Source organism: Parabacteroides sp. CT06 (assembly GCF_002257605.1).
In the GTDB taxonomy this organism is placed as follows: Bacteria; Bacteroidota; Bacteroidia; order Bacteroidales; family Tannerellaceae; genus Parabacteroides; species Parabacteroides distasonis.
The window spans coordinates 880,001-894,504 of the sequence record NZ_CP022754.1 but is presented as its reverse complement, the minus strand read 5'-3'; the positions used below and the strand labels follow the sequence as shown (position 1 = coordinate 894,504).

Sequence of the window (14,504 nt, the reverse complement as noted above, 5' to 3'; positions counted from 1 at the left end):
TAGTGATGAAAGATAAAATTATTGGGTCTTAAGTTCATTGGCCTACAAACCTAAGATACTTCACCAAGGATCCTAAGAGACTTTATCCATGAACAAACAAGATCGGTGACCTCAACCTTTTACCACATAAGTCAGCATAAATCAGAAATATTTTGTACTTTTGCGCCGTATTATACAAAATAATAGCATAATGAATCTATTAGAACTGAGTGAACAGGAAATAATAAGACGTAATAGCATGGAGCAGTTGCGTCAGATGGGGATAGAGCCTTATCCCGCAGCTGAGTATGTAACGAACGCATTTTCCAAAGAAATAAAAGAGACATTCAAAGACGACGCTGAGCCACGCCCGGTAAGTATCGCCGGCCGTATCATGAGCCGTCGTATCATGGGTAAGGCTTCCTTCATGGAATTACAGGATTCCGAGGGTAGAATACAGGTCTATATCTCCCGTGACGATATTTGCCCGGATGAGAATAAGGACACCTACAATGTCGTTTTCAAGAAATTACTGGATATCGGTGATTTCGTCGGGATCAAGGGATTCGTTTTCCGTACTCAGATGGGAGAGATTTCCGTTCATGCGCAAGAATTGACAGTTTTGTCTAAATCACTTCGTCCGCTACCGGTCGTTAAATATAAGGACGGTGTCGCTTACGACGGTTTTAATGACCCGGAGCTTCGTTATCGCCAGCGTTACGTGGATTTGGTAGTAAACGAGGGTGTAAAAGATATTTTCATGAAACGTGCGGCTATCATCAAGACCATGCGTACCGCCTTGGATGAGGCCGGATACACGGAGGTAGAGACTCCGATCCTGCAATCTATCGCAGGAGGAGCCAGCGCACGTCCATTCATCACGCATCACAACTCTTTGGATATCGATCTGTATTTGCGTATCGCTACCGAGTTGTATTTGAAACGATTGATCGTCGGTGGATTCGAGGGTGTATATGAGATCGGTAAGAATTTCCGTAACGAGGGTATGGACCGTACGCACAACCCGGAGTTCACTTGTATGGAACTTTATGTCCAATACAAGGACTATAACTGGATGATGAGCTTCACTGAGAAGCTGTTGGAGCGTATCTGTATCGCCGTGAACGGTACGAGCGAGAGCACGATCGACGGTAAGACAATCAGCTTCAAGGCTCCTTTCCGCCGCTTGCCGATCTTGGAGGCGATCAAGGAAAAGACGGGTTACGACTTGGAAGGTAAGACAGAGGACGAGATTCGTGCGATCTGCAAGGAATTGAAGATGGAGATCGACGATACGATGGGTAAAGGTAAATTGATCGACGAGATCTTCGGGGAGTTCTGCGAGGGTACGTTTATCCAGCCGACCTTCATCATCGACTATCCGGTTGAGATGAGTCCGCTGACTAAGATGCACCGTAGCAAACCGGGATTGACCGAACGCTTCGAGTTGATGGTAAACGGAAAGGAATTGGCGAACGCTTATAGCGAGCTGAACGATCCGATCGACCAAGAAGAACGTTTCAAGGAGCAATTACGCTTGAGCGAGAAAGGGGACGACGAGGCGATGTTCATCGATCAAGATTTCTTACGCGCCCTTCAATTCGGTATGCCTCCTACGTCGGGTATCGGTATCGGTATCGACCGTCTGGTTATGTTGATGACCGGACAGACAACAATCCAAGAAGTATTGCTTTTCCCGCAAATGCGTCCGGAGAAAACTGTAAAAAAAGATAACGCAGACAAATACGTGGCCTTAGGCATTTCAGAGGAGTGGGTTCCCGCTTTGCAAAAAGCCGGTTATCTGACGGTTGACACGCTGAAAGAAGCGAACGCCAACAAATTAAGACAAGAGCTTTGTGAGCTTAATAAAAAATATAAGTTAGAACTGCAAAATCCTACGATCCAAGAAATAGAAGCTTGGATAGCCAATGTAGGAGAATAAAAGCGTGATACGATGGATTTGCCCGGAAAAATCGCGATAATGGGAGGTGGTAGCTGGGCTACCGCCTTAGCCAAGATCGTACTTTCAACTCAAGATAGTATCAACTGGTACATGCGTAGGCCCGATCGTATCGAGGAGTTCAAGCAGTTGGGACACAATCCGTGTTACCTCACCGCCGTGAAATTCGACACGAACAAGATAAACTTCTATTCCAATATCAACCAAGCGATCAAGGACTCGGATACCTTGATCTTCGCTACGCCTTCCCCTTTCTTGAAACAACATTTGAAGAAGGTGAAGACCTCTTTGAAAGATAAGTTTATCATCTCGGCGATCAAGGGTATCGTACCGGATGAGAATATGTTGATTACGGATTACTTCGCGGAGTATTACAAGGTTCCAACAGAAAATATAGCAGTTATCGGTGGTCCCTGTCATGCGGAAGAGATCGCTCTGGAACGGCTCTCGTACATTACGTTGGCTTGTTCCGACATCGAGAAGGTCCGTACGATATCCCCCGTTTTCAAGAATCAATACTTAAAGAATTCCTTCTGTAAGGATGTGACCGGTATCGAATACGCCGCCGTACTGAAGAACGTGTACGCTATCGCCGCCGGTATTTGCCATGGAATGAAATATGGCGATAACTTCCAAGCCGTATTTATCTCGAACGCTATTGAGGAGATGCGTAATTTCGTGGACGCCGTACACGGGCTGGAGCGGGATATCACCGACTCCGTCTACCTTGGCGATTTGCTGGTTACCGCTTATTCCCGGTTCAGCCGTAACCGTACTTTCGGAACCATGATCGGTAAAGGATATTCCGTGAAGACAGCGCAGCTGGAGATGGAAATGATCGCCGAGGGATATTATGGAACCAAGTGTATGCGTGAGATCAACGAGAAATATAAAGTGAACATGCCGATACTGGACGCTGTTTATGATATATTGTACGAGAAGAAATCGCCGACAACGGTCATTCGTCAATTAACGGAAACGTTTAAATAAAATAGCATATGAAAAACATCAGTTTAAACATCGACAAGGCTCTGGGCACTGTCTCCAAGGAACAGGTTTACGCTCAAGAGGCCAAGGCAATGGAATGTATTGCCACATTACATAACGGTAACGGAGCAGGTAACGACTTTTTGGGTTGGTTACATCTCCCCTCTTCTATCACGGACGCAGAGTTGGCCGACATCGAGAATACGGCGAACGTGCTTCGTTCTAAATGTGAGGTGGTCGTAGCCATTGGTATCGGTGGTAGCTATTTGGGTACCAAAGCGGTAGTAGAAGCGTTAAACAACAGCTTCGACTGGTTGCAAAACGGCCGTAAAAACCCGGTTATGTTATACGCCGGACACAATATCGGAGAGGATTATCTTTATGAATTAAGCGAAGTCTTGAAAGGTAAGCAATTCGGTATTATCAATATCTCCAAGTCTGGTACGACTACAGAGCCGGCTTTGGCTTTCCGTATCTTGAAGAAACAATTGGAAGATGCTGTTGGCAAGGAAGAGGCTAAACATCGTATCGTAGCTATCACGGACGCTAAGAGAGGCGCTTTGCGTACTTTGGCAGATCAAGAAGGTTACAAGACTTTCATCATCCCTGATAACGTAGGTGGACGTTTCTCTGTTTTGACTCCGGTAGGTTTGCTCCCGATCGCCGTGGCAGGTATCAGCATCCGCGACTTGGTTGCTGGAGCTGTTTCCATGGAAAAAGCTACAGACGCGAGCGTTCCTTTCGCTGATAATATGGCTGCTATCTATGCCGCTACTCGTAATGAGTTATATAAGAACGGTAAAAAGATTGAGATCTTGGCTAACTTCCATCCGAAATTGCACTATATCGCAGAATGGTGGAAACAACTTTACGGAGAGAGCGAAGGTAAAGACGGTAAAGGTATTTTCCCAGCATCCGTAGATTTGACAACCGATTTGCATTCCATGGGGCAATGGATCCAAGACGGTGAGCGTACGATTTTCGAAACGGTTATCTCCGTGGAAGCTACAGATCATAGCGTATTGGTCCCTACAGATGAAGCCGATTTAGATGGCTTGAACTTCTTGGCAGGCAAGCATGTAGACGAGGTAAACAAGATGGCCGAATTAGGTACTCAGTTGGCTCACGTAGATGGTGGTGTTCCTAATATTAAGGTTAATATGCCAGAAGTAAGCGCATTCTATATCGGTCAGTTGTTCTATTTCTTCGAGAAAGCTTGCGGTATCAGTGGTTATATGTTAGGTGTGAATCCTTTCAATCAACCGGGTGTCGAGGCTTATAAGAAGAATATGTTCGCCCTGTTGAATAAGCCGGGATACGAGAAAGAAAGCGAAGCTATCAAAGCACGTTTATAATACGATTTACCCCATAAAAAAACGGTTTTCTCATCACGAGGAAACCGTTTTTTCGTTTGAATAGTTTTTATTACTCATTTAATTCTTTAAGTAAATCGCTCCCGGCTTTGAATTTGACCGAGACACGTGGAGTAATCATTACTTCCTCCCCTGTTTTCGGATTACGTGCCAATCGCTCGGATTGTTGCCAAGGTACAAAAGATCCAAATCCTTTCATGGAAATAGATTCTCCTTCCCGTATTCCTTTCGCCACAACAGTCGGTAACGCATTCACTACGGCCCTAACAACATTTTTCGGCAATCCTGTTTCTTCCACAAGAGATTGTACTAATTCTCCTCTATTCATACTAGATAATAAATATACCATTCTTCACCAGAAAAGAGTCCGGTGAGAACTTAGTTGTTTAATCATTGCAAATATATGAATATTTGGGGAATATCAAAATATCATATATTAAAAATCAATGCATACAGAAATATTATATACCTAAATGCAGGTATAATTGAACCCCTTTCAGATAGACAAGTGAGACTTTGGTAGAAATATAATTAATAAGAAATAGTATACAGTATTATGATATCACTTATTCATAGCAAGTTATAGCCTTTGAAAATTCGTTATTAATGCGCTAACTAGAGTTCTCACCGAACTACGTCATAATTTATTGATTAATTATCTCAACGAAATAAATTTATATCCCTTATTTTTCAATACATCTATCAACTCATCCAGATAATTATAAAATTTATCAATCCGGTTAGGGTGTACATGTAGGTGGATCAAAAGTAAGTACCCATTTAAACCATTTTTGTTTCATAAAATGAAATTCCATTATATATCATATTTATTTAATTTCAAGAAGCTTTCCTCCCATTTCTGTTAATTCCAATTTATTACGTACCTTTGTATTGGTTTTTAAGAAGGTAATAACATGATTCAAGAAGCGATTATCCGATATCTGCGTAAACACAGGCAGGAATCCCTTTCTCCCAAAGCTGTTCTTTTCGATATGGATGGTGTATTATATGACTCTATGCGTTTTCATGCACGGGCATGGCATGAGGTAGCGACCCTCCATCAGCTAACTTCTCGGCCGGAAGACTTTTATATGTTCGAAGGACGTACTGGGGAAAGCACGATCAACGAGCTATACCAACGCACTTTCCAACGAGACGCTACCGCCGAGGAGAAGCAAACGATCTATAAAGAGAAAGCGGATCTATTCAATACCTATAATGACGGTGCCCCCATGACCGGCGCCGCAGAGGTTCTAAAAGAAGTGGAAGCATCTGGACTGCAACGATTGGTTGTCACCGGTTCCGGCCAACATAGCTTGATCGATAAGCTAAACCATACCTATCCGGGACATTTCAACCGAGAGAAAATGGTTACGGCTTTCGACGTGAAATATGGCAAGCCACACCCCGAACCTTATTTAATGGGACTTCAAAAAGCGCATGTGAAGCCTAACGAAGCTTTTGTGGTAGAGAACGCTCCCATGGGAGTAGAAGCTGCCGTAGCAGCCAATATCTTTACGATAGCCGTAAACACCGGACCTCTCCCCGATCAAGTTTTATTAGATGCCGGAGCGGATTTACTATATCCGGATATGGAAAACTTAGCTAAAGATTGGAAACAAATCATCGAGCTTGCGAAATCCACCCGATTGAACGAGTATTCCAAATAAGCGAACATAAAAAAAGAGGCTACCCGATAATGAAGTAGCCTCTTCTTTTTTATCATCGAACGGATTATTTCACATAATCAGCCTTATTCAAGAAATCATAGCTCTGCTGAACGCTGGCAACCGGATCATTGTTTGTATATTGCTCAACTTCAACATACCAATCCTTTACGTTATTAGCGTACATTTGATCGAAGATAGGCTTGAAATTCATCTTGCCACTTGCGCCGATCTCTTTCTCATCCTTGATATGGATAGCCTTGAACTGGCTCGGACGGTTCTTCAAGTAAGCGACAGGATCACCGCCACCCATCATTACCCAGTATACATCCATCTCGAAGAATACGTGGTTCGGGCTTACGTTATCCAACAAGAAATCATAGATCAATTGATCGTCGATCTTACGGAACTCGAAGTCGTGGTTATGATAACCGAACGCAATGCTAGCGGCAGCGGTCTTATAACCAACCGTGTTGAAATAATCGCAGTACATCTTCAAGTCATCCAATGTAGTCTTATCGTTAACCGGCATCCACGGTTGAACCATATATTTAACGCCTAACTCATTATGAGCATCAATCGCTTGATCCCACCAACTCATAACCTCGGCTTCTTTTTCTTTCGTAAATGCCTGTCCAAGGTGAGCGCTCGTACACTTCATACCTAGGTCATTCACCATTTTCTTAAATTCAGCGGGAGCTAAACCGTAAATCTTACCGTTATCATAGCTTGCTGTCTCCAGATTCTTATAACCCATCTTAGCGGCGGTTTCCAATACTTTCTGGATACCTTCTTCTTTTACAAGGTCTCTTAAAGAATACAATTGAAGCCCTATATATTTAGAAGACTCCGATGCTGTAGCGGCAGCTTGTCCTGATTTACCGCCACAAGAAGATAATAACTGCGGGGCTACCAACCCACCCGCAAGCATCAAAGAGGCTTGCTTCAAAAAATTACGTCTGTTCTGCATAGTACTATTAATTAAGTTTGATTGAGAATTTTTACAAAAGTAAGACTATATTCTTAGGTTTATATCTTTATGGAAGTTAAAATCTTCAAAAAGGACATTGTATTTTAATTTTCGTTATCTTTGGAGGATATATTATTACTTAAATCATTTATATCATGAAAAAATTATCAATTCTAGCGATGGGCCTTCTCTTTGTCCTGACCACAGCCTGTAGTGTTTCCGGCAGTGGTACCTTATTCGATGGCAAAGATAGTAACAAATGGAAAATGACAGGCGATGTCTCCGTTCAAGACGACATAATGACCTTGAAAGGTACGGATGCACTGGCCGTACTGAAAAACGGCAAATACAAAAACTTCGATCTGACCCTTGATTTACGTACTACCCCGGGAGGCAAAGGCGCCGTCTGGTTCCATACGGACCCGACCTTGAAGAAAGGATATCGTATCGCTATCAATAATGACCGGGCTGATAAGGTTTGGTGGAAAATGACAGGAAGTCTTGTTTCCGTGAGAAATTTGACCAAAAGCTTCGTAAAAGAAGATCAATGGTTCAAGATGGATATCCGGGTAGCCGGACAAGAGATTGATATAAATATAAACGGCGAACCGGTTGTGGAGTATATCCAACCGACCGCCCCATATCGTACGGACGCTAACGCCTATGCCTTATTATCGGAAGGGACATTTGCCATAGAGAGTGATGGTAGCGGTGAGATCCAGATCAAGAACATCACCGTGAACGTAATTGATGAATCCACGATCGATATCAACGCACAATTGGCGGAAGCTAACGATGAGCAAAATGACGAGATCATTAAATTACATCAATCGGATTTCCCGGTATTAGATTATCACGTGCACTTAAAAGGTGGCTTAACCAAGGAAGTTGCCGCTAAGCAATCCCGCAAGACCGGTATCAATTATACGATCGCACCGAACTGCGGCATCGGTTTCCCAATCACGAACGACCAACAAGTCATGGATTACCTAAATGAGATGCGCTCACAGCCTTTCATCCTTGGCATGCAAGCGGAAGGACGCGAATGGATAACCACATTCTCTCCCGAGACTCTTAAAGAATTCGACTATGTGTTTACGGACGCTTTGACGTTCAAGGACAATAAAGGTCGCCGTACCCGCCTATGGATTCCGGAAGAGACTTGGATCGAGAATGAGGAGCAATATATGGACATGATCGTAGATCGTATCTGCTCCGTATTGGAAGAGCCGGTAGATATCTATGTAAATCCTTGTTTCTTGCCATCTCCGATGGATAAGCGTTTTGACGAATTCTGGACGGAGGCCCGCATGAACCGTTTCGTCGAGGCATTGGCAAAAAGCGGAAAAGCTTTAGAGATCAACGAACTATACAATATTCCAAATAAAGCGATCATTATGAAGGCGAAAGCCGCCGGCGTTAAATTCACGTTTGGAAGTAACAACGTGACACCAAACGTCAGCGATCTGTCTTACAGTATCCGCATGATGAAAGAATGTGGCCTGACCGCTGAGGATATGTATAAACCGAAAGTTAAAATCTAATCACACATTTACCCTCACCCTAATCCCCCGTTTAGGGACACCCTAAATGAGCGATTAGGGTAGACCTAAACGAGGGATTATTCTCTTTCTCGCAACATCCGTCGCATCTTCATATACCGATATTGCTTTATAATCATCTTGCGGCTACGTATGATCTGATAACGGTAAATGATACAAGACAAGATGAAATATACACCTGCCTGAATCCATAATACCCGATATTCATGCGCCACCTCATGCAAGGAAGCGCCAGCCGTATTGATACGGATAAATCCCTGGATACCCGGAGTAGAAGGAAACAAATAACCCACCACTTTCCAAAACGGAGGAATAGCCGCCTCCGGCCAAGAGACACCCGAGATAAATAACAAGATGACAGACGTGAAAACGAACACCAACATAGGCGATTCGCGACTCGTCATAAATCCCGATAACGTCATAGACATAAAAATACAGGCAAACAGGTAAGGCAGTAAAAACAACAAAATAGTCAGTGGCTCACCAACCTGAGGTAAGGAGAATAACTTAGGGACAATAGCCAATACCCAGATGCAAACCACCACATACAGCAAAAGATAAGTCAGCGACTTGCCGAACACGATACGCAAAGTCCCGTTAAAATGCCTGCAAATAGGTACCAAACTATGGAAACGATTCTTTTCCCGTGCCGTTCCTCCCAACATTCCGATGCCCAATATCAAGGTCTGTTGCAATACCAAGATCAAGATAGCCGGTACCAAAAAACTGGCAAAACCATTCTGGGAATTAAACAACGCTACCGATTCATACGGGATCGGGTCTACCGTGATCTGGTCCATCTTATCCGTAGACGACGGATTATTATGCATCCGAAGTTCCTTACCCATATCCAACGATACCTCTGTCGCCGCCAAAAGGAAAGCCTTATAAAACAATAAGGCACTCATATCGCAATACAACGAGACGGTTGTCTGTCGCCCTTCATGCAGGTCCTTACTATAATCCGGGGGAAAGAGCAAAATTCCATAGGCCTTCTTCTCATCTAACATCTTCTTGGCTTCCGCCATATCCGGACAAACACCCACTACTTCCACATCCGGCGTGGCGTTAACCCGTCTGGTAAACTCACGACTCAAATAGGAATCACTTTGGTCTACCACCACCATCTTCGCCTCGTGTACTACCTCGTTATTATATATAAATGAATAAAGCAGCGGATATACGAAAGGCACCAAGAAAAAGAAGATCATGACCCCCGCATCCTTAAACACGTTTCTCAATTCATCTTTCCAAATATAAAACGTATCCAGAAGACCTTCCTTTATGATATATCGTAAACGATGTTCTCTTTTCATCACATACAGTTTTTACGGTAGATATTTGAAATCCAACAACGCTCTCTTCAAGTTCCGCCCGATAAGGAAGGGCAGGATCAAGAATCCCAACAACCAAGCGTACTCGCCCAACGTATAGAATAGCGCCCGCCCGTTCAAGGCTTGATCGACATAAATCAAGAAATAATGCCGCAAAGGGAACAAACGAGCCAACGCTTGCAACGTAGGGTCCATACCTTGTACCGGAAACGAGAATCCGACAATGGAGAACGAGATCATTCCGAACAGGCTGGCGAAGCTAAGACCTAAACGGGGAGTCGGTAATACGCCGATCATAAATACGCCTACCGCCTGAGAGGATATAATCAGCAAAAACATCGCCAAAAGCATCGGAAACCAACCGCTATTTAACGGGAAAGAATTAATTCCATACAACACCGCACAATACATAAAGCCTACGACCGTAAAAATAGCCGTCTGCGGCAATAACTTTCCCAACAAACTAACTGCGATGGAATTCCCTCCCATATCCAACCATTTACGGGATGTAGAATATTTAATTTCTGTACCAATGCTGAATACCGTCACTAGAAATACCATTAACTGGATGACACCCGGCAAAACCGTATTATTCAAATATACTGAATAATTCAACCACGGATTGCCGATCGGATGCGTATCGATCACGATCGGTTGTAGCTGTCCCATGATCTGCGCTTCGGTATATCCTTTAGCTTGTCCGGTCTGTAAACCCACAGCGGCCCCCGCCAATACCGACATCGTTTTCATATCCCGAAACAGCAAGGAAGCGGCGATCAAATAGGTACCATTCGTATAGAAAGACAACCGGGGCTGCTTTCCAGATGTGGCGTCCACGGCGAAACCGGATGGAATGTAAAAAATTCCATATACATTCCCTTTCTGCATTTCCTGACGAGCCTCGGTAAACGACATGGTTTTCATATACACCTCTGTCTGCTCAAAGGCATCCAACTGGCGAATCAAATTGCGTGAAGTAGCAGAGTTATCCATATCCACCACTGCTATCGGCAGATCGGTCGGCAATCCCTCATGCATCAACGATACAAAGAAAATGACACAGATAGCCGGAGCGATCAGCATACAAAAGAAGTAAATCGGTTGAGCCACCAGCCGATGCACCTCACGCTTCGCGATAAGCCAGATTCTATGCAAACTTTCTTTATAGGTCATACGATCTCTTTCCCTTTTTTCTTTAAGATCACGGACATTCCCGGACGAAGATCAGCGACTTTCTCCAACGGACGGGCACGCACCTCGAAAGTCTTCGAGTCATATTGTCCATTCGTCTTTGTCGCTTTCCATGCGGCATACGAGCCCATATCCTTCATATAATAGACTTTCAACTTCACCGGTAGGTCCCCCAACGCCGGGATAAAAGCATTTACTTCCGAGCCAATCTTGATATCTTTCAACAGATCCTCACGAATACTGAAAGTTACCCATACATCATTTAAATCAGAGATATTCATGATCGGAGCACCTGTACCAACCAACTCGCCGACTTCCGGGAACCGTTCTGAAACCTCCCCGTCAATCGGAGCCACCAAAGCGCTCTCGCCCACATACGACTCCACTTCGGCGATAGCACCTTCCGCACGTTGGACCATAGCGGCAGCGGCAGCCTTATCTTCCTCACGGGCACCTTCTTTTGCCATCTCATATTGAGAACGGGCAGCCTTCTCTGTCGCTACCATAGCGTTATAATTAGCCTCCACCTCGTCTCTTTTTTGAGCGGACATCACCCCTTTCTCGTATAAATTCTGAATACGATCGAAAGATTTCTTAGCGATAGTTAATCCGGCTTGCGCCTTTTGCCACATCTCATAAGCGGCCGTAATTTCCTGTTCACGGGCTCCTTTAATCGCTTTAGCGTTCTGCGCCTCCGCTGCCGCACGAGCCGCCTCCGCTTGTTTCAGCTTCGCCATAACCTCGGGCGTATCTAAAAAGACCAAAGTATCTCCGGCTTTTACCTGATCGCCTTCGCCAAAACGATAAGAAGCGATACGTCCGGGAACCTTACCGGAGATACGAACTTGGGTGGCCTCGGCCTGCCCCATTATAATATCGTCAGGCGGTGTAAGCAGGAAGAAACCCGCCAAGGCTACCAATCCGATCACGACCAATACCGTGATAAAAGCTAACATCATGTTACTGATAGAAAACTTCTTGTTCTCGTTCATCTCTGTGTATATTTTTATTTGTTATTACTCTTATTCATTTGCGGACAGTTTACCCAAAGCCTTGCTTAGATAAACTTCTGTTAATTTCACCTCGATTTGAGCATCAATCAAACTAGAGCGAGCAGAAACCCATGCTGTCTGCGCCTCCATTAAGTTCAAAGCCGGGATAACCCCTTCCTCAAAACCGAAATTCGCACGCCGCAAATTCTCTTCCGCATTTTCCATATTACGGGAAGAAGCGATCAACTTTTTGCCCGCTTCATTCACTTTATAAACGGATTGATTTACCTGCAACTCGATCTTTTCACGAGCATCCTGCCATTCCAGTGTTTTTATGCGCGTTTCCGCTTTCGCCGAGTTACGCCTATAAGTGCCTTCCCACCAACCGGACAAGGGTACCTTTACCATAACTCCGACATTAAACATACCGGCGAAATCATTTTTAAAACCATTAAAAACATTCGGATTCGTGACGAAGTAATTCGCCGCTAAAGCGACATTAGGCAACATCTCTGCCAAAGCAATACGTTCTTTTCGCTTATAGATTTTCGTTGCCAGATCCAAACTTCTCAGTTCATTACGATTCATGAAAGCCTCATTCAGATCGGCCGAGGCTTGTGTTGTCTCTACCGGAAAATTATCCAGCTTCTCGTCTGCAAGCGATAAATCCTCCTCTAAAGACAGACCACAAATTTGCGCTAAAAGCATTCGGGTTAAAGCCAGACCATTCTCAACCTTAGTCTGAGCCATCTCCGCCTCATTCAGTTTCACCTTGACAGAAAGACCATCGGCCTCGGTAGCGACTCCCTCATAGATCATAGCGGTCACATCACTATCCATCTTACGGAGCAAATCCACATAAGCGTCCGCCAATTTCTTCTTATTCACCAAAGATATGACCTGCCAATAGGTTTCGTCAGTCTTATAAATCAAGTCCTGCAACTGTAAATTATTCATTGACTCCGCTAATTGCTTGGCAAACTTAGTGATTTGGTTATAATTAACGATCTTCCCACCCATGAATACAGGCTGTACCAACGATACATTACCCACCCAGATATTCTGCACATCCAAATGTTGCATATCGTTCACCCCACTCATCAAATGTTGGATCATCGGTAATTGGGCCAAGCCACCTAAAGAAGAGCTCAAGGATGAGGACAAAGCGCCCATGTCCAGTAAGTTTATATCCTTCTGGTTCCACATATAGGCACCGTTTGCCGATAATTGAGGAAAATACTTGGTAAAAGCGGCTTTCTTCTCGTTATCCGCCATCTTGATCTTTTCGCCAGAGATTTGTAGCTCCTTATTGTTCTGGATCGCCAGATTCCGGCACTCTTCCAATGTCAACATTCGCTGAGCGTGCATACAGCTCACCGTGACTACAAATGTTAATAGTAAGATAGTTCGTTTCATCTTTATATCGTTTTAACCTACCTATATAATGCCATCATATTCCCTATGTGACAAAAATATAAAAACCCGCACAAAAGTATAGGTTTAAAGCGAATATAAAATTGAACTAATTCAATAAAGGATACGTTTCTTCAACTTACAATACCAAGAATCACTAACCCCCATATATTGAGCTATATATTTATCAGGGACCCGGCTTACGATCCATTGGTGGTTCGTATAAAGATATTTCAGGAATTCTTCCGCCTTACAGGTTTGACGGACAGCGAACATTGAATAGAGCTTGGAAATAATCATCAGCATCACATTCTGATAACAGGTAGCGAAAGCTGGATATCCCAACGACAAACGTTCGATATCCGTCCGGGAAAAACAGAGCAATTCACCATCCTCGATAGCTTTCACCTCAAACTCGGAAGGGACTTGTGTAAAATAACCTATTGTAGAAACAAAAGGGTACATACTATCCGAGGAGAAACCGGTTACGCATTCATTCCCATTCTCATTAATATATTGATTGATAAAAAGCCCTTTATTAATAAAATAGGCATCTTGGCACAACTCGCCCGTACGAATCAAATAATCCCCTTTCCGGATTGTCACACCTCGAGTACAACTTTCCAAATCCTTTAGGAAAGATTCATCTCGAGACAGAATCTCCGGAATAAAACTTAGGAACTTCTCAAAGTCGGGAGATAATTTCATAGTTAATCATCCAAGGTAAATCTCTTCTGTCCGATCAAATTACCGTCAGAGAAAATATCCACACGGTAAGTACCCGGAGATAAGAATTCCTCGATATTCCAATACATGGTCACTGCCACCTCCTCACCTTCATATTCTATCATTTTCTTCATAGAATAATTGATTTCCTTTCCTTCAAAAGCGAATACATCCGCACGGCTTTTCACCAATATATCGTCATCCGGTTTCATGATCCGTACATATACCATCTTTTCGCCGACAGGAGCGGTAATGTTCTTCGCTATCTTGAAAGTCACGACGAATTGCTGCATCTTCTTAATACGCTTAGCGAGTTTACCTCGAGAGTTCACAGGAGTCACGTTAATATC

13 protein-coding genes (1 of these 13 cut by a window edge) are annotated in these 14,504 nt (G+C 43.8%); 5 read left to right on the top strand and 8 right to left on the bottom strand.

Translation table 11 applies throughout. From position 1 onward, the window contains the following. Nucleotides 1-190: 190 nt before the first annotated feature. From lysS to CI960_RS03845, 3 genes are read left to right on the top strand one after another with little or no spacing between them, the layout of a single operon-like run. The gene (gene lysS, locus CI960_RS03855; RefSeq protein WP_005861489.1) at nucleotides 191-1,921 is read left to right on the top strand and encodes a lysine--tRNA ligase; all 1,731 of its coding nucleotides are present in this window, start codon (nucleotides 191-193) and stop codon (nucleotides 1,919-1,921) included. Between the two features lie 12 nt (nucleotides 1,922-1,933). Continuing rightward, nucleotides 1,934-2,929, top strand: coding sequence for an NAD(P)H-dependent glycerol-3-phosphate dehydrogenase (locus tag CI960_RS03850; protein ID WP_005861487.1), 996 nt, complete (start codon nucleotides 1,934-1,936; stop codon nucleotides 2,927-2,929). A gap of 8 nt (nucleotides 2,930-2,937) precedes the next feature. Further along, nucleotides 2,938-4,281 (top strand): glucose-6-phosphate isomerase, encoded by a 1,344-nt coding sequence (locus tag CI960_RS03845; protein WP_005861485.1) that lies wholly within the window; start codon nucleotides 2,938-2,940, stop codon nucleotides 4,279-4,281. Nucleotides 4,282-4,351: 70 nt separating this feature from the next. Here the strand turns inward: CI960_RS03845 and CI960_RS03840 are convergent, their stop codons facing one another. Beyond that, nucleotides 4,352-4,627 (bottom strand): HU family DNA-binding protein, encoded by a 276-nt coding sequence (locus CI960_RS03840; RefSeq protein ID WP_008780759.1) that lies wholly within the window; start codon nucleotides 4,625-4,627, stop codon nucleotides 4,352-4,354. Between the two features lie 586 nt (nucleotides 4,628-5,213). Here CI960_RS03840 and CI960_RS03835 point away from each other — a divergent pair. Then, on the top strand, nucleotides 5,214-5,969 hold the full coding sequence (locus CI960_RS03835; protein ID WP_005861483.1) for an HAD-IA family hydrolase: 756 nt from the start codon (nucleotides 5,214-5,216) through the stop codon (nucleotides 5,967-5,969). A gap of 64 nt (nucleotides 5,970-6,033) precedes the next feature. On the opposite strand, the gene CI960_RS03830 is transcribed toward CI960_RS03835, so the two are convergent. Further along, nucleotides 6,034-6,936: a sugar phosphate isomerase/epimerase gene (locus CI960_RS03830; protein WP_005861481.1), complete on the bottom strand. Its 903-nt coding sequence runs from the start codon at nucleotides 6,934-6,936 to the stop codon at nucleotides 6,034-6,036. Between the two features lie 155 nt (nucleotides 6,937-7,091). Here CI960_RS03830 and CI960_RS03825 point away from each other — a divergent pair, with 155 nt between their 5' ends. Continuing rightward, nucleotides 7,092-8,480, top strand: a complete 1,389-nt coding sequence (locus CI960_RS03825; RefSeq protein ID WP_094582230.1) for a DUF1080 domain-containing protein — start codon at nucleotides 7,092-7,094, stop codon at nucleotides 8,478-8,480. A 77-nt stretch (nucleotides 8,481-8,557) separates the two neighbouring features. Here the strand turns inward: CI960_RS03825 and CI960_RS03820 are convergent, their stop codons facing one another. The 6 genes from CI960_RS03820 to CI960_RS03795 all read right to left on the bottom strand — a co-directional run. Beyond that, nucleotides 8,558-9,814 carry an ABC transporter permease gene (locus CI960_RS03820; protein WP_005861477.1) on the bottom strand — a complete coding sequence of 419 codons (1,257 nt, stop codon included), beginning with the start codon at nucleotides 9,812-9,814 and terminating at the stop codon, nucleotides 8,558-8,560. A gap of 12 nt (nucleotides 9,815-9,826) precedes the next feature. Further along, on the bottom strand, nucleotides 9,827-11,005 hold the full coding sequence (locus CI960_RS03815) for an ABC transporter permease (protein ID WP_005861476.1): 1,179 nt from the start codon (nucleotides 11,003-11,005) through the stop codon (nucleotides 9,827-9,829). Then, nucleotides 11,002-12,015 carry an HlyD family secretion protein gene (locus CI960_RS03810; RefSeq protein ID WP_005861474.1) on the bottom strand — a complete coding sequence of 338 codons (1,014 nt, stop codon included), beginning with the start codon at nucleotides 12,013-12,015 and terminating at the stop codon, nucleotides 11,002-11,004. Before CI960_RS03810 ends, CI960_RS03815 begins: the two co-directional genes overlap by 4 nt. Before the next feature lie 30 nt (nucleotides 12,016-12,045). Beyond that, nucleotides 12,046-13,431 carry a TolC family protein gene (locus CI960_RS03805; RefSeq protein WP_005861471.1) on the bottom strand — a complete coding sequence of 462 codons (1,386 nt, stop codon included), beginning with the start codon at nucleotides 13,429-13,431 and terminating at the stop codon, nucleotides 12,046-12,048. A 111-nt stretch (nucleotides 13,432-13,542) separates the two neighbouring features. Continuing rightward, nucleotides 13,543-14,136, bottom strand: coding sequence for a Crp/Fnr family transcriptional regulator (locus tag CI960_RS03800; RefSeq protein ID WP_005861469.1), 594 nt, complete (start codon nucleotides 14,134-14,136; stop codon nucleotides 13,543-13,545). A 2-nt stretch (nucleotides 14,137-14,138) separates the two neighbouring features. Then, nucleotides 14,139-14,504, bottom strand: the end of a protein-coding gene (locus CI960_RS03795; RefSeq protein ID WP_005861467.1) for a hypothetical protein. 540 nt of this gene lie beyond the right edge of the window; the window shows 366 of its 906 coding nt (coding positions 541-906); the start codon falls outside the window, past its right edge; the stop codon is at nucleotides 14,139-14,141.